Source organism: Bacillus nitroreducens, assembly GCF_964021195.1.
The window spans coordinates 1-15,180 of sequence record NZ_CAXHYI020000001.1; the positions used below are offsets into that span (position 1 = coordinate 1).

A 15,180-nucleotide genomic window follows, 5' to 3' on the forward strand; every position below is an offset into this window, starting at 1 on the left:
ATTAGTAGAGTGGTACCTACTAATCTCTTTTTTGTTGTAATCGTGGATTTGTACACTTAAAAATGTGGTTGGAGATTAGTTGAACTTCCTGATTCTAGGTGAAGTACTTTTCGATTCTTGCTGGAGTACAGACGACAGTAAGTACTTGCGTATAGTCGAGTGCCAACAATTGGAGGGTAGAGTGTACTCATCTCCCTAATTTCTAGGATGTGATGTTACTCGAAGATGGCTGGAGTGTGGCTAACACCTAAATTCTGGGATGTGACAATAGTCGATCAGTGCGGGAGTATAGCCAGTATCCTATTTTTTTGAAGATGATAATACTCGAATAACACGGGAGTGTCGTCAACCTCCTATTTACTGGAAGATAACAACACTCGATTTGCGCTGGAGGGTGGTCATTCTCCTATTTTCTGGAAGCTGACTACACTCGAACTGCGCTGGAGTATAGCCCACCTCCTAGTTTCTGGAAGCTGACTACACTCGAATAACACTGGAGTATACTCAATTACCCAAATTCTGGTAAGTGACTAGACTCGAACTGCGCTAGAGTATAGCCAGTCTCCTAGTTTCTGGAAGCTGACTACACTCGAATAACGCTGGAGTGTCGTCATTCTCCTATTTACTGGAAGATAACAACACTCGATTTGCGCTGGAGGGTGGTCATTCTCCTATTTTCTGGAAGTTGACTACACTCGAACTGCGCTGGAGTATAGCCCACCTCCTAGTTTCTGGAAGCTAACTACACTCGAATAACACTGGATTGTCGCCATTCTCCTATTTACTGGAATCTGACAACTCTCGAACAACACTGGAGTATAGCCAACCTCCTATTCTCTGGAATATGACTAGACTCGAAGACCACTGGGTTATAACTAACACCCGTTTTCTGGAAAATAACACTACTCGAGCCCCTCAAGGCTAAGCCAAACTCCAATTCCCTGAATACCACAATACTCGCTGGATTACGTATGTTGAAATAGTTCTTGCACGTTCTTCATGAATTCCGCAGATTGTTTATTTTTTGAACCTTTCATTAAAAGTTCCCCGATAGAGGCTAATTTTCCTGTCATTTCAAAGTCCATTTCGTATTCGACAAGGGTTTTGTTTGGTTCGATGGACTTCAGGTTCGCTGTGAGTGTATTGGTGAAGGAACCTGCTAGTGAAACGGGTTTCCCCTTCATTTCAACGACAATTCGTTCATTTTCAATGGTTTCTTTTAGCTCCCCTACCCCCTGAATTTTGATTGGGACAAATTGAACTTTTACCTCTACCAATGTTTCGTATTTTGTTGGACTAAGTTGTTTGACCTCTTTACAACCTGGAAAACATGGTCCTAGTTTCATTGGATCCATAAATACGGAATAAACACTTTGTCTGTCTGCATTGACTACAAATTGATCAGCTTTTTTCAAAATCCCACTCCTAACGATTTTTTCTTGGATGATGTTACAATTTTATTAGCAAAATAAAGTTATAGAACACAAATGACAAAGTGTACGGAATTTGACATACTATCACTACTAATTGATTTTGATATAATGGGTAAAAATAGATAAATGGTCGTATAGAGGTGAAATGGGATGGCTTTTGGTATTAAACGCAGGGAGCTTGTGGAGTGGAAGAAAAAAGTATCACAAGGTGAGATCGCATTTTTGACACATTATTGGATTGATGATCGGTTCCCCGGAATGACGACCGTAACAAAGGTTGGCTGTGCAGATCTTGAAAAACTGATTCAATGGGGACAGAAATACGGTATTCCGTCTAAATATATCCATAATCGAACTGGATTTCCCCACTTTGACTTGCTAGGTGAAAGACAGATTGAAATTTTACGAAATGAAAATATGCTACACCAGTTGGAAAGGTTCAATAGTTAAGACTTATGCACTATTTTCTTTTAAACAGAAATCTGTAACAATAAGTTGTATTTTGAAAGGAGAAAATGCTTATGCTGAATGAATTCAAAAAGTTTGCCCTTAAAGGCAATGTCATCGATCTTGCTGTCGGGGTAATCATCGGCGGTGCTTTCGGAAAAATTGTGACATCACTCGTAAATGATATCATTATGCCTCTATTTGGGTTTATTCTCGGAGGGGTACAAATCTCTGATGCAGCTTTCACGTTCCGAGGCGCAGAATTAAAATATGGAATGTTTCTTCAAACGGTTGTGGACTTTTTAATTATTTCTTTTTCTATTTTTATGTTTATTCGATTTTTCCAGCGTTTTAAGAAAAAAGAAGAAGAAAAGCCTGCTGAACCAACTCCAACAAAAGAGGAACTACTCCTCACTGAAATTCGTGATTTATTAAAAGAACAAAAAAGGATGTCTGAGTCTTAATTGACTCATACATCCTTTTTTATACTTCCCATGGGAGGGCAATACTAAATTTCTCAGCCATTTTTTCGTTTTCTTTTTTACGCCTTTTGCGATTTTCCGCACGTTCTCTTCCAGATTCGTGAAGCATTTTTTCTTCCTCTGACTTTGGAATTACTTTTGGGACAGGTTTTGGTTTTCCATTCTCATCTAACGCAACAAACGTCAAAAATGACAAGGCACAGATATTCCGGTCACCCGTATATAAATCCTCTGCAATCACCTTAACAAAAACTTCCATGGACGAGCGACCTGTGTAAGTTACGAAAGCCTCTAAACAAACAGAGCTCCCCTCTTGGATTGGATGTAGAAAATCCACTGAATCTGTAGATGCAGTGACAACTGGAGAACGTGAATGACGTACAGCAGCTATCGATGCGACATCGTCTATATAGGCCATTAACTTACCACCAAACATGGTACCATGATAATTTGTATCAGGCGGAAAAACGTTACTTGTTTTTACAACAAAAGACTCTTTACAATATTTTGCTTCTTCCATATGTAAATCCCTTCCTTCAATTTCTAGTCTTGTCGTTTTACAGGTATTTCAAACAGTCAGTTTTGAGCCCGGTCATCACAAATATTTATCGTATGTGTTTTGAAAAAGAATAGCAAGATATTTCACAAAAAAAACGTTAGCCATTAGACTAACGCTTATGCAGTGAATTTTTGTTCAACCCGATTAAATGTATAGGCTCGGTCAATAAAGGAAGCATAGATTGAAGCTAAAATTTGTTGGAAGAGCATTCCTAAAACAACTGGTACGGCTACTTCTGGTGGAAAAAATGCAATGGCAATAACAGCACCTGCACTGATATTTCGCATTCCACCTGTAAAGATAAGGGCTATGATAACGTCTTTATCTAATTTCAATAAATGGCCGATTCCCCAAGCAATCAGATATCCACAAAACGCAATAAAAAACACAATAACAGCAGTTTTAATCATTTTCAGGTTCACATTTTGCAAGTATGGAGCAATTTCCGCACTGTTTAATACAACCACGACGCCCAAACCTAATTTTGAAAATGGAGCTAACTTCGGGCTAAGTGTTTTTGTCACATTCCCTTTTGTAACATGATTAACGAGCATCCCAAGGACAGAAGGCAGCACAACCATGAAAAAGAGACCTTGCATCATACTGGAAATATCCATTTCTATATTGCTTCCTACAAACAGAGTTAAGCTATATGGTACAACAAATGGAGAAATCAGGGTATCGATTAAAATGATAGAGAGGGTGAGTGCAATATTTCCATGCTTCATTGCGACCCAGATGAAACTAGATATCCCCGTTGGAATCACAACTGCCAAAATCAAACCTGTAATCGTAAAACTGTCGCCTGGAAAGGTTAAATGACCGACAATCCAAGCCCATGCAGGCATGATTAGGTGTAACGTAAAAAGAGCTAACAGGATAGGAAATGGATGAGTAATCGCTCTTTTTAAAGAAGTAAAGCTTGAACTAAGCGCTCCAGAAAAGGTAATAAAAGCAAAAATCCATGGAACTAAATATGAAAATGGAGCTAAATAAGCAGTTAGTAAAACACCAATTACAACGCTTGTTGGCGTAATAAGTGGCATAAGCTTTTCTAATTTCTTATTGAGTTTCTGTAACATAATCATTCTCCCACTTTTTCCGACTCTACATGTGCATGATTTCTAGTATACTACAATTTTATCATGTTCGGGGTTGTCTATTTTGTTCATTATCGAAATTGGATTTTATTCCTATAATAAAAAAAGCATTGTCACCTAAGTAACAATGCTTCTTCTTTTTAACTCGGGTCATTTTCATCATTTGTGAGGATTGTAACTTGAGTAAAGTCTCCTTTTTCAATTTCTTCCATTGTTGCATCCTTTTGTAATTCATCTTCAGTGTCCATCCCAACCGCGATGGTAGGTTCTTCTTTCTTTTGTCGCTTTTTCATCATACCACTCCTTTTTTGTTATAGTTTTCCACTGCATTCCTTCATCATACATTTATTCTTACACTTAAATGGGAATGCTACAAAAAGCTGGTAAATACTTTTTCAGAATAGTATTTTTATGCGTTTTTAAGCATTTTTATTAAAATAATACTCGCATTTTAATGCAACTTATTATAAAGTAGACATTGTGACTTTTTATAGATTTTTTGAGGTGAAACCATGGAGCAGCAAAAATATCAAGAAAAACCAAACGTATTTAGTTATTTACAATTTCTAATACCATCCATCATCGGAATTCTTTTATTTATTATTCCTTTTCAATATAAAGATTCATTTACAATCCCAGTTGCAATCCTAGCAGGCATTGTTCAAGATTGGTTAGGTGGATCGATTCCTTATATTATGACTGGCTTGATTTCGATTACGGGGATCATTTCACTCATATCCCTATTTGTAAAGCCTGCATTTATTACGAAATCACCTTTTTTATCTGGACTGTTTTATGTAACACCAGTATGGGTGATCACAAGAATACTTGGGATGATTTTCGCTATTCTGACCTTATTTAAACTCGGTCCTTCAGCGATTTGGTCTGATGTAACTGGTGGGACATTGCTATTTGATTTAATCCCTGTCTTATTTTCGGTATTTTTATTTGCGGGACTATTTCTACCCTTGTTACTTGATTTTGGATTATTAGAGCTATTTGGAGCGATGCTGACCAAAGTGATGCGTCCACTGTTTCGATTACCAGGCCGTTCATCGATTGACGCCATTGCATCATGGCTTGGAGATGGTACTGTTGGAGTCCTTCTAACAAATAAGCAATATGAGGAAGGCTATTATACGAAGAGAGAAGCGGCGATTATCGGAACAACTTTCTCTGTTGTTTCCATCACGTTTACGGTAGTTATACTTGCTCAAATGGGATTAGAGAATATGTTCGGTCAGTTCTATTTAACAATCCTGATAGCAGGATTAGTGGCAGCCATCATCATGCCACGTATCCCACCATTATCAAGAAAAGCGGATACGTATTATGAAGGATCAACTAAAAAGACCGATGAGTCCATACCGCCGAATGTCAATCAGTTCAAATGGGGAATGGAAAAAGCAGCCATTCAAGCAAGAAAAAGCGGAGACTTCTCAAAAGTTTTAAAGAGTGGTATCCAAAACGTACTAGATATGTGGTTAGGTGTTGTCCCTGTCGTAATGGCAATCGGTACGATTGCACTCATTATTGCAGAGTTTACACCATTCTTTACATATCTCGGAGCTCCATTTGTACCTATCCTCACGTTGTTGCAAGTGCCAGAGGCAGCTGCTGCAGCTGAAACAATGGTAATTGGATTTGCAGATATGTTTTTACCGACTATTATTGGTGCGGATATTGAAAATGAGTTAACGCGATTTGTTATCGCTGGCGTGTCAATTACACAGTTAATTTACATGTCTGAGGTTGGTGGATTATTACTCGGTTCAAAGCTACCCGTTTCATTCCTAGACCTCGTGATTATCTTTTTACTACGAACGCTAATTACGTTACCAATTGTTGTTGGGATGGCGTATTTATTCTTTTAGAAAGATTTGCCCCGAAACGTATTTCGGGGCATTTTTTTGATTCACTCGTATGAGGTCACAATGACCCCATCCATATTGTTTCCTGATATCTCATAGTGAGTATTCCTAGGTACTTCAAGCTTCGTATCTTCCGTGATCGGGTAATATATAATTGTGTAATTTTCCCCTTGCATACTTACTGAAATAACTTTTTCTTCCTTCAGGTAGTCTAAGTATTCCTCTAAAACCATATTCTTTTCGTTCATAATTGCACTATGTGGAAGGCCAACATAACGAATATGCCACGGTTCATATTGAATGCCTGTTACCTCTGTTTTGTCCTTTGGATAGCGTAAGATGAATCCGAACTTCCATGCGTTTTCCTCGACCCATTTTCCTTCAGGAGCATCTGCCATTTTCATTTGAGTCGATCCTACATCTAACGATAAACCTAAGTTGTGTTCACTATAGCCAGCTGGTAAAGCATAGTCAGAACCCATTTGTTTATAGAGCATTCCTTGTTCTTCGAAGCCTCTAAAACCACTGGTAATGGTGAAGTTTCGTACACCCTCTTTGTTTGCAGCAGCAATCATCTTTGAAAATTCTCGTCCGATTTCTTGAGATAACTGGATGTCATTCGTTAATCCATATTCTTTAGTTAATTCTGGATGAGAATGTAAATGTACGATATCTGATTTAATACTCGTTTTTCGAACAGGATATTCTTGATTCACTAAAAGTAGATTTCCCTGATAAATTTGGTCCACTGTTACCTCTATTAAATGTACATTTTCAAAGTTTCCTTCCTCATCCTTCACACCATGTTGTATATCTACTTTTGGTGCAAATACAGGTTCAATATAAAAGTAAATAAGTCCTATACATAGCAGGAATAAAAAAACCCACTTCTTCATTTAATTGTCCTCCTTTTACATCCTTGAATAAAGAATAGGAAAAACTGTTTAAATAAAGAGTGGGGTAATTCTTAAATTTTTCTTAAATTCTATTCTTACGATTATTCTTCTACATTTAGGTCCCTTTCAATTGGTAGATGAACTTCAAAAAAGGTCTTAATGACATTGCTTTCTACCATAATCGATCCATCATGTTGTTCCACAATATTTTTTGCAATGAATAAGCCTAGTCCTGTACTATCCTCCTGATGAGTTCGTGACTTGTCACCTGTATAAAACATATCAAAGAGATGTGGAATATCATTCGCTGGGATAAGATCTCCATAATTCACGATTTGTATGACTACTTCATCTTCAACTATCATACCGTTGATATCGACAAACTGACCATCCGTTCCGTAACGAATGGCATTTGTTAGAAGGTTTTCAAATACACGAGCTAGTAAATCACCGTCTCCTAAAATTGGTAGATTCGGTGGACAGTTTATCCTTGCAATTAGGTTATTTTGTTCAAAGACGGGATACAATTCTTCTTTTAATTGATTAAGCAGATCAGTTACATTTATTTTCCTCTTTTTAAGTGGCAACATCCCGTAGTTCAATCTAGTAATTTCAAATAATTCATCAATTAGCCTTTCTAATCGTTGGGACTTAGTAAACGCGACTGTTAAAAAATGTTCCTTCTCCTCTTTCGTCAAGCCATCATCCTTCAAGACCAAATCCAAATAACCTAAAACAGATGTCAGGGGTGTACGTAAATCATGCGCCAAATTAACAACTAATTGGTCCTTGCTACTTTCTGAAAAATCCCCTCTTTGAACTGCTTCTATTAATTTTTCACCTGCACGATTAATGTCCTGTGCAATTTCACTGAATTCATCATTTGAAGGAATATGTACTCTTTGTGTAAAGTCACCACGTGCAAGATTATGAATCCCAGAAGAAATCTGTTTGAAATAGGTTGAATAGGGCTTTGTAAGGAAAAAGAAAAACAGAAAAGAAAGTAAAATAAATACAATAAAAAAGATCGTAAAGTCTCCGAAAGCCCCGATATAATAACGAAATTGAGCTAACGGATCTTCAAGACGAACATTGTTATGATAATAGATTTGCAGCGTTCTAAAAAGTATATATGTAACGATGCCTGATAGTAACATACTTATTCCAAATAACAAGATCATCTTTGCACGAAAACTGCGTATTCTTCTACCCATTGAATGTATACCCAACTCCCCATATTGTCTTGATCCATTTGTCTTTACGTTTATCTTCTTCCAGTTTCTTTCGGAGGGTGCGAATATGGACCATAACCGTATTCCCTCCTTCAAAGTATGCTTCCCCCCATACTTGGCGGAAAATATTTTCGACACTGAATACTTTCTTTGGATGACTAGCTAATAAATACAAAATATCAAATTCTTTTGGTGTTAACTCAATATTTTCACCATATAACTCTACGGTACGCTGTTCAGGTGAAATGACAAGTCCCCCGAATTCCAAACTCATTTTTTTCTGGGATATTGGTTGATTAAGCTTCATAAACCGTCTTAACTGAGCATTCACCCGTGCAACTAATTCGATTGGTGTAAATGGCTTTGTCATATAATCATCTGCTCCAATAACTAATCCCTGGACTTTATCAAAATCAGATGTCTTGGCACTCAAAAAGATGATGGGCATATTATGCTTTTCACGAAGGTGACGCGTGACTTCATAGCCATCCATTTTCGGCATCATAATATCTAAAATAACCAAATCGATTGGCTGAGTTTCTACGACATGAACCGCCTCTTCTCCATCCGATACTTGAATGACATGGTACCCTTCTTTTTCTAAATGAATCGCAACTAGATTGGCTATTTCATCCTCATCATCTGCAATTAATATGGATATATCTCTCATCTTTCCACTCCTACATAATTGTAACAACGAATTCCAATTTATTTTCCTTTATTTCCAGTTCTTTTTCAAATTTTTATGATGCTTGTACCGTAATTGATTGAATTCTGGACATCTTTTAATAACGGACATTGAGATATTTACGGTATAACATTAAATGAATAGACCCAAAAAAGAAAAAGCCCCACAAATCAATCTTAGTGGTGCTAAACAAATAAATTGTTACATTTTCACTGGAACTTCTTCCTTTGAAAAACCCTCTTGATAAATTCGGCTAATAATCGATTCTATCTCAGGTTCTTCTACAGTCAAATCGGTAATATTATGGGTTTTTGTAATTTGTGAAATCACATCTGAGGCGGAATATTCATCACGATTGAACCGAATCCATTTACGGTTCCCTTCCTGCTTGCAAAGCTCTCCGTTCGATACTTGGAGGTCCCGTCCATTTTCTTCAACATCGACAATGAGTGTTCGCATCTTTCCATAGCGTGATTTCACGGCCGCAATGTCGCCGTCATAGACCTTCTGGCCATGGTCAATCAATATCATTCGGTTACAAAGTTTCTCGATATCTTCCATATCATGTGTCGTTAGAATAACCGTCACATTTCGTAGCGTATTAATTTCCTGGATAAACTCACGCATTTTTTCCTTTGCGACAACATCAAGTCCAATTGTCGGTTCGTCTAAAAATAGTATATCAGGATCATGTAATAGTGAGGCTGCGATGTCTGCCCTCATTCTCTGTCCAAGCGAGAGCTGCCTTACAGGTGTATTTAAGAACTCACCTAAGCCTAAAATATCAGTGAATGTTTCCATATTCTCTTTATAACGAGAATCTGAGACTCGGTATATCTCCTTTAACAGTTCAAACGATTCAATTGTCGGTAAGTCCCACCAAAGCTGGGTCCGTTGACCAAATACAACACCGATGTTTTTTGCATTTTCTTTTCGATTTTCATAAGGAACAATTCCATTGACCTGAATCGACCCACTTGATGGAACAAGAATGCCCGTAAGCATTTTTATGGTCGTTGACTTACCTGCACCATTTGGCCCAATATAACCAACCATTTCGCCTTTTTCAATCGAGAATGAGATATCTTTCACAGCTTCTTTCGTGACAAACTGGCGGTTCATCACACTTTTTAATGCCCCAACGAAACCTGTCTCTCTTTTTGCAATTTTAAACTCTTTTCGTAGATTTTTTACTTCAATTATGGCCAAAACATGAACCCCCTTTTACGATCCAGCACTTTTATATCGACGCAAGCCAAGCATCCAAACATAATAGGCGACAGTGAAAAATACGATTCCCACAAGCGGCGTAAAATAACCGATAAATGATGGAAAATAAGGTATTTCCTTATTTAGTAATACCGCAGCTGGAAAGTAATTTACGAATCCAAATGGTACAACGAATGCCGTCACCCATTGAACCATTTTAGGATAAATCGCTAGTGGATAATTCGTTAAATTTCGGGCTGGATACATCACAACCCAATAAAACCGCTCTGACTTTGTCGTCCAGAAGGCAATGGCTGATATAAAAACAAGAAGGCCACCTTGAACCAATACCCCGCCAATTACCGCCCCAAGTAAAAAGAGAATCTTCCCTAATTGCCAGTGAATATCGAGGGCATTGCTAACCCAGATAAACACAAAAATACTAAAAATAAACTGACCTGCGGCACCAATATCAAATTTCATTGCCATAAAGTGAAAGAACGGATTAATTGGCCGAACGAGAAAACGGTCAAACGTTCCGTTTACAATATAGGTATCCAAACTTCTAAAATGGAAAAATAATATGATACAAAATCCCCACGATAACACAGCAAGTGCAAATAGAAAAAGCAATTCATAGAAATTCCATTCTCCAAGCTCCTCGAATTGATAGAGCATTACCCACATCGTGACCGCTGTTCCTGTGTAAGCTGCGACCATTCCAACAATCCGCATCACGAATGCAAATCGATACTGCATTTGCGCCCGTACTCCTGCACCAACTAGACGAAAATATAAACGCACATATTCGATTATTTTTTTCATTGTTCACCCTCCCTGCACAACTACTTTATTTGACGCTTTACGCCAAACAAATCGGAGGATTGCGTAAGAAACAGCCACCCAAAACAGTTGAATCCCGAGGGAAACTACAAGTTCGTTCCCCGTGATTTCCTCTATAAAAATAGCATTCGGGATAAAATAGATTCCTTGAAATGGCAAATATTCCGCAAATGTTTGCAACCACTCTGGGAAAAACCATAATGGGATAACCGAACCAGATAAAAGCGAAACGGAAAAATAAAAGATATCCTCAATACCTCCTGTTTCAATGAGCCAAAACGTAAACAAACCAAAGGTGAGTTCAATACAGTATCGGATCAAAAATCCTAAAAATCCAGATACTAAAAATAACATCCAGGTCACCCAAGAGGTTGGTAAGGTTAAATCAACAAAGAAAAATAAAAAGACATATAACGGGACAAGAGCGGTCAACATGTAAAATGCGACACTCCCAAAGTCTGCGAACAAATAACGTAAAGGTACATCGAAGGGTCTCATTAACTCGAGTGCGATGTCCCCTGTACGTACCTTTTCTTGTAGTTCCCACAAAGGTGTTCCAGCGCCATTGACTGCTGTTAAAAACTGGCTAACTGCAACATATGTAAGCATTGCCGTTAACGAAATTCCACTGGCCTCGTCTTTATCCATATAGAGTGCATACCAAATTGACATCCACATTAATAGAAAAATAATATTTGAAACCAGTCTTGTCCAAACGTCAAAACGATAGGCAGCCGATCTCATAAATGCTTTTTTCGTAAAAGCTATATACATTTTTACCGAATCCATAGGGTCACCTCTACTGAGACTATCAAACTATATTAACAGACTTTTCTATATAGTATCACAATTAGGACTCCTTCACCTAAGCTCTTGCTTTCTTTTTAGAACCTAGCCTTGTAAGTGTTTGTTCAATTATGATAGCGACAACTGTTCCAAGGACTAGCCCATTATTTAAAATCGATGTTAACATGGGCGGTGCATCTTTAAAAGCAGCAGAAGGTACAAACATTGACCCTACTCCAACGAATAACGAAAAGACGACAATCATCCTGGAGTGACTACTACCTTGAAGATTTTCAAAAGCCGCTAATGCTGGTAGCATCAAGTTCGCAAAAATAATAAAAACCGTTGCATAACCAACTGGTGCGGGCAAGCCTGAGAGAAAATTCATGACGGTTGGCAAGAAGCTAATTCCGACCAAAATAAAACTTCCTACAATAAACGGTAGCCTACTATTAATTTTCGTGGTTGCGATAAAACCTGCGGCTCCAGAGATTGGCACAGGTGCAACCGCTGAAAAAAGCCCTGCAAAAAGCTGGTTAATTCCTGCCATAAACCCCGCTTGACGATACCTCGTTTTTTCTAGTGGTACCTTTTGTGATTGAAGAACTTGTTCAACGACTCTAACACTTGCAATCATATTCGTTAAAAGCAATAAGGTTACGAGAATGGACGTTGTCACCATTCCACCATCAAAGGTAGGGAGTCCGAAAGCAAAGAGATCAGGAACTTCTATCCATTTATCTGAAGTTGCATTTGTCTTTTCGGTTAATCCAAACATCGCAAAAATGGCCCACCCAAGGGCTAAGCTAATGAGGATGGAATATTGTCTGATGGCTCGAGGGCCTTTTTCGGCAAAAACAAACGTAAAAACGATAAGGAATAAACAAATCACAAGGATTTTTAAATCAACGGTTTCTGACCCCTGGTATCCGACTCCAAAGATTCCATTTAAAAAGGAACCACTCAATTGAAGGGAAAGTAAGATTAAATACGTCCCTGTTACTACGGGGGTAAATAATGTTGAAAGTCGCTCAATAATACCGAGAGCACTTAATAACATAAAAAGAAACCCACTTACCAATATGCCTGCTTCAATGACCCGAAGCGTTTCCTCACCTGAACCATATAAAGTTGGTCCCAATCCAGCATAAATAATGAATACGCCCCACCATAACCCAGCAGGCCCTTCATTAATCGGCAGTCGGTGTCCAAAATACACTTGAACCAACCCTGAAATTCCCAATACAAAGAACGTACGTTGAACGAAACGAGCTGTCTCGCCAGGGTCCATTCCATATAGAGCCGCAATTGCAATCGGTGCAACAACGGAACTAGCAATAATAAAAGCAAGCCATTGTAATGAACTAAAAAAAACTTTCATATCCTCATCCCTATTCTTGTTAGGTTCACTTACTCATTTTACCATTTTTTCATTCGCTTTTTATCTTTGATATAATGAATATATCTTTTACTAATGGAGGATATGTATGATTCGATTTGGAATAATTGGCACCAACTGGATTACAGAAGCTTTTTTAGAAGCAGCAACAACAATTGAGGATTTTGCATTAACTGCGGTATATTCGCGGACAGAGGAACGCGCTAAAGAATTTGCAGAGAAACACCAAGCACCACATACCTTTACGTCGATTGAAGAAATGGCACAATCTGATGTCTTGGATGCTGTGTATATCGCAAGCCCAACCTCTTTCCACGCTTCCCAAGCAATCAATCTATTAAAACATGGTAAACATGTTCTTTGTGAAAAACCGATTGCATCAAATACGAGAGAGCTAAAAGAAATGATTCAAGCAGCAAAGGAAAACAAAGTACTATTAATGGAGGCGCTAAAGTCAGGATTTCTCCCTTCTTATTCAAGCATTCGCGAGAACTTACATAAAATTGGCCCAGTACGCCGTTACTTTGCGAGCTATTGCCAATATTCTTCCCGCTATGATGCCTATAAAGAAGGAACGGTTCTAAATGCCTTCAAACCTGAATTTTCAAACGGGTCATTAATGGATATTGGCGTGTACTGCGTCTATCCGATGGTCCAATTGTTTGGTAAGCCAAACTCTATTAAAGCAAGTGCCCTTATGCTTGATTCTGGTGTCGATGGTGAAGGTGGCATACTCGCGCACTATGATGGGATGGAAGGAATGGTCATGTTTTCGAAAATCACAAACTCCTATATCCCTTCAGAAATTCAAGGTGAAAATGGTAGTATCTTAATTGATAAAATCAGTTCACCTGAAAAAGTAGAAATTCACTACCGTGATGGTCGCGTTGAAGACATCTCCGTTCTTCCTGATCAGCACCAGATGTATTACGAGGCGAAAGAATTTATTGAACTGATTCAAAATGGCGCTCTAGAATCAACTGTCAATAGCTATGAAAATTCTATGGCTGTCATGGAAATATTAGATGAAGCACGGAAGCAAATTGGATTAGTGTTTCCTGCAGATAGGTAAGATAACCTGTAATGACTTTTGGACAGAGGACGCTGTTTATTAGCGGAACTGTGTCAGAATTAGAGGCGGATTGGGACTCTCAACTCACTTTACTGGGGAGCTTTGTCAAAATCAGAGGACGATTTGGACTCTCAGTTTTTTTCCAGCAAAACTCTGTCAGAATCAATGGACGATTTAGACTCTCAGCTTTTTTTCGGCGAAGCTCTGTCAGAGTCAATGGACGATTTGGACACTCGACCCCATTTTTCAAGTAGCTCTGTCAGAATTAGAGCTTTTTGGAACACACCACCCTCTTTTCCGCAAATCTATGTCGGAATGAAATGCTTATTTGCATTCATGATGCAATTGGGCTAGATTTTTTTACAAAAAAAACCGCTTGCGACCAATATAGTCGCAAGCGGTTCTTTTACTCACTTTTTACATTTTTCAAAGCGTCGCCAATTGGTATTTCTCCACTGACGAGATCAAAGGATTGATAATAGGTAGCTTCTTCGGTTAAAGCTGACACAATAACTTTGGCAACATCTGCACGAGGGATTGTTTGTCTTGTTAAACGATCTCCAATTGCAACCATACCAGTACCCTCATCATTCAATAAACCACCTGGTCGAACAATCGTATAAATTAAATCACTTTGTTCGAGTATTCGATCTGCATAATGCTTTGCGACATAATATGGACGAATGGCTTCGTTCCATCTTTCTCGATCGTTGGCACCAAGTGCACTTACCATCACAAAGCGCTTGACGCCTGTTTGTTCCGCTGCTTCAATCGTTTTAACTGCACCATCAAGGTCAATTAACAAAGTTTGGTCAGGACCTGTATGACCACCAGAACCAGCAGTAAACACAATGGCATCACAACCTGCAATGGCTTCAGCAATGCTACCAACACTCTCAGCGATGCTTGCGACAACGGTCTCGACACCCAAATTCTCAAAATAGGCTACTTGTTCTTGTTTACGTACCATCGCTAGAGGTGTATGCTCCCCACTATTCTTTAATAACTCGACTACTTGTTTTCCAATTTGTCCATTTGCTCCGACTACACAAACCTTCATCGATCTAGCCCCTTTCTTTTCCATTTCTTCCATTATTACAAGTTAACTATAAGATATCAAATGATAGGTTTTCCTAGACAGAAGATGGTAAAAACAAATGGAT

The 15,180-nt window shown here is 38.4% G+C and carries 16 protein-coding genes; 4 read left to right on the forward strand and 12 right to left on the reverse strand.

Annotation, left to right across the window (positions count from 1 at the left end):
• Window positions 1-965 precede the first annotated feature (965 nt).
• On the reverse strand, window positions 966-1,415 hold the full coding sequence (locus ACWPVE_RS00005) for a CoxG family protein (RefSeq protein ID WP_453989668.1): 450 nt from the start codon (window positions 1,413-1,415) through the stop codon (window positions 966-968).
• A 168-nt stretch (window positions 1,416-1,583) separates the two neighbouring features.
• Here ACWPVE_RS00005 and ACWPVE_RS00010 point away from each other — a divergent pair, with 168 nt between their 5' ends.
• Both ACWPVE_RS00010 and mscL read left to right on the forward strand, forming a co-directional pair.
• Complete coding sequence (locus ACWPVE_RS00010; protein ID WP_453989670.1) at window positions 1,584-1,883, forward strand: hypothetical protein; 300 nt, start codon at window positions 1,584-1,586, stop codon at window positions 1,881-1,883.
• Between the two features lie 71 nt (window positions 1,884-1,954).
• The gene (gene mscL / locus ACWPVE_RS00015) at window positions 1,955-2,344 is read left to right on the forward strand and encodes a large conductance mechanosensitive channel protein MscL (protein WP_453989672.1); all 390 of its coding nucleotides are present in this window, start codon (window positions 1,955-1,957) and stop codon (window positions 2,342-2,344) included.
• Between the two features lie 19 nt (window positions 2,345-2,363).
• Here the strand turns inward: mscL and ACWPVE_RS00020 are convergent, their stop codons facing one another.
• The 3 genes from ACWPVE_RS00020 to ACWPVE_RS00030 all read right to left on the reverse strand — a co-directional run bounded on the left by ACWPVE_RS00020 (window position 2,364) and on the right by ACWPVE_RS00030 (window position 4,314).
• The gene (locus ACWPVE_RS00020) at window positions 2,364-2,882 is read right to left on the reverse strand and encodes an acyl-CoA thioesterase (RefSeq protein ID WP_453989674.1); all 519 of its coding nucleotides are present in this window, start codon (window positions 2,880-2,882) and stop codon (window positions 2,364-2,366) included.
• A 155-nt stretch (window positions 2,883-3,037) separates the two neighbouring features.
• Complete coding sequence (locus ACWPVE_RS00025; protein ID WP_453989676.1) at window positions 3,038-4,003, reverse strand: bile acid:sodium symporter family protein; 966 nt, start codon at window positions 4,001-4,003, stop codon at window positions 3,038-3,040.
• A gap of 158 nt (window positions 4,004-4,161) precedes the next feature.
• Window positions 4,162-4,314: a hypothetical protein gene (locus tag ACWPVE_RS00030; RefSeq protein ID WP_453989678.1), complete on the reverse strand. Its 153-nt coding sequence runs from the start codon at window positions 4,312-4,314 to the stop codon at window positions 4,162-4,164.
• A 219-nt stretch (window positions 4,315-4,533) separates the two neighbouring features.
• On the opposite strand from ACWPVE_RS00030, the gene ACWPVE_RS00035 reads away from it, so the two are divergent.
• Window positions 4,534-5,895 carry a YjiH family protein gene (locus tag ACWPVE_RS00035; RefSeq protein WP_453989680.1) on the forward strand — a complete coding sequence of 454 codons (1,362 nt, stop codon included), beginning with the start codon at window positions 4,534-4,536 and terminating at the stop codon, window positions 5,893-5,895.
• A 41-nt stretch (window positions 5,896-5,936) separates the two neighbouring features.
• On the opposite strand, the gene vanY is transcribed toward ACWPVE_RS00035, so the two are convergent.
• The 7 genes from vanY to ACWPVE_RS00070 all read right to left on the reverse strand — a co-directional run bounded on the left by vanY (window position 5,937) and on the right by ACWPVE_RS00070 (window position 12,927).
• Window positions 5,937-6,788 (reverse strand): VanY-A/VanY-F/VanY-M family D-Ala-D-Ala carboxypeptidase, encoded by an 852-nt coding sequence (gene vanY / locus ACWPVE_RS00040; RefSeq protein ID WP_453989682.1) that lies wholly within the window; start codon window positions 6,786-6,788, stop codon window positions 5,937-5,939.
• A gap of 101 nt (window positions 6,789-6,889) precedes the next feature.
• Window positions 6,890-8,002, reverse strand: coding sequence for a sensor histidine kinase (locus tag ACWPVE_RS00045; RefSeq protein ID WP_453989684.1), 1,113 nt, complete (start codon window positions 8,000-8,002; stop codon window positions 6,890-6,892).
• Window positions 7,995-8,690: a vancomycin resistance response regulator transcription factor, VanR-F/VanR-M family gene (vanR, locus tag ACWPVE_RS00050; protein ID WP_453989687.1), complete on the reverse strand. Its 696-nt coding sequence runs from the start codon at window positions 8,688-8,690 to the stop codon at window positions 7,995-7,997. Before vanR ends, ACWPVE_RS00045 begins: the two co-directional genes overlap by 8 nt.
• 219 nt (window positions 8,691-8,909) lie before the next feature.
• Entirely contained in the window at window positions 8,910-9,917 is a 1,008-nt protein-coding gene (locus ACWPVE_RS00055; protein ID WP_453989689.1) for an ABC transporter ATP-binding protein, read from the reverse strand.
• Between the two features lie 15 nt (window positions 9,918-9,932).
• On the reverse strand, window positions 9,933-10,742 hold the full coding sequence (locus ACWPVE_RS00060) for an ABC transporter permease (protein ID WP_453989691.1): 810 nt from the start codon (window positions 10,740-10,742) through the stop codon (window positions 9,933-9,935).
• A gap of 3 nt (window positions 10,743-10,745) precedes the next feature.
• Window positions 10,746-11,549: an ABC transporter permease gene (locus ACWPVE_RS00065; protein ID WP_453989692.1), complete on the reverse strand. Its 804-nt coding sequence runs from the start codon at window positions 11,547-11,549 to the stop codon at window positions 10,746-10,748.
• A gap of 76 nt (window positions 11,550-11,625) precedes the next feature.
• Window positions 11,626-12,927, reverse strand: coding sequence for a purine/pyrimidine permease (locus ACWPVE_RS00070; RefSeq protein ID WP_453989694.1), 1,302 nt, complete (start codon window positions 12,925-12,927; stop codon window positions 11,626-11,628).
• Window positions 12,928-13,033: 106 nt separating this feature from the next.
• Here ACWPVE_RS00070 and ACWPVE_RS00075 point away from each other — a divergent pair, with 106 nt between their 5' ends.
• Window positions 13,034-14,017 (forward strand): Gfo/Idh/MocA family protein, encoded by a 984-nt coding sequence (locus ACWPVE_RS00075; protein WP_453989696.1) that lies wholly within the window; start codon window positions 13,034-13,036, stop codon window positions 14,015-14,017.
• Window positions 14,018-14,423: 406 nt separating this feature from the next.
• Here the strand turns inward: ACWPVE_RS00075 and ACWPVE_RS00080 are convergent, their stop codons facing one another.
• The gene (locus tag ACWPVE_RS00080) at window positions 14,424-15,077 is read right to left on the reverse strand and encodes an SDR family oxidoreductase (protein ID WP_453989698.1); all 654 of its coding nucleotides are present in this window, start codon (window positions 15,075-15,077) and stop codon (window positions 14,424-14,426) included.
• Between the last annotated feature and the right edge of the window lie 103 nt (window positions 15,078-15,180).

What these genes read in the sequence shown, in the direction of transcription:
- ACWPVE_RS00010 (WP_453989670.1), top strand. Translation starts at nt 1,584, where the DNA reads ATGGCTTTTGGTATTAAACGCAGGGAGCTTGTGGAGTGGAAGAAAAAA.
- mscL (WP_453989672.1), top strand. Translation starts at nt 1,955, where the DNA reads ATGCTGAATGAATTCAAAAAGTTTGCCCTTAAAGGCAATGTCATCGAT.
- ACWPVE_RS00020 (WP_453989674.1), bottom strand. Translation starts at nt 2,882, where the DNA reads ATGGAAGAAGCAAAATATTGTAAAGAGTCTTTTGTTGTAAAAACAAGT.
- ACWPVE_RS00025 (WP_453989676.1), bottom strand. Translation starts at nt 4,003, where the DNA reads ATGTTACAGAAACTCAATAAGAAATTAGAAAAGCTTATGCCACTTATT.
- ACWPVE_RS00030 (WP_453989678.1), bottom strand. Translation starts at nt 4,314, where the DNA reads ATGAAAAAGCGACAAAAGAAAGAAGAACCTACCATCGCGGTTGGGATG.
- ACWPVE_RS00035 (WP_453989680.1), top strand. Translation starts at nt 4,534, where the DNA reads ATGGAGCAGCAAAAATATCAAGAAAAACCAAACGTATTTAGTTATTTA.
- vanY (WP_453989682.1), bottom strand. Translation starts at nt 6,788, where the DNA reads ATGAAGAAGTGGGTTTTTTTATTCCTGCTATGTATAGGACTTATTTAC.
- ACWPVE_RS00045 (WP_453989684.1), bottom strand. Translation starts at nt 8,002, where the DNA reads ATGGGTAGAAGAATACGCAGTTTTCGTGCAAAGATGATCTTGTTATTT.
- vanR (WP_453989687.1), bottom strand. Translation starts at nt 8,690, where the DNA reads ATGAGAGATATATCCATATTAATTGCAGATGATGAGGATGAAATAGCC.
- ACWPVE_RS00060 (WP_453989691.1), bottom strand. Translation starts at nt 10,742, where the DNA reads ATGAAAAAAATAATCGAATATGTGCGTTTATATTTTCGTCTAGTTGGT.
- ACWPVE_RS00065 (WP_453989692.1), bottom strand. Translation starts at nt 11,549, where the DNA reads ATGGATTCGGTAAAAATGTATATAGCTTTTACGAAAAAAGCATTTATG.
- ACWPVE_RS00070 (WP_453989694.1), bottom strand. Translation starts at nt 12,927, where the DNA reads ATGAAAGTTTTTTTTAGTTCATTACAATGGCTTGCTTTTATTATTGCT.
- ACWPVE_RS00075 (WP_453989696.1), top strand. Translation starts at nt 13,034, where the DNA reads ATGATTCGATTTGGAATAATTGGCACCAACTGGATTACAGAAGCTTTT.
- ACWPVE_RS00080 (WP_453989698.1), bottom strand. Translation starts at nt 15,077, where the DNA reads ATGAAGGTTTGTGTAGTCGGAGCAAATGGACAAATTGGAAAACAAGTA.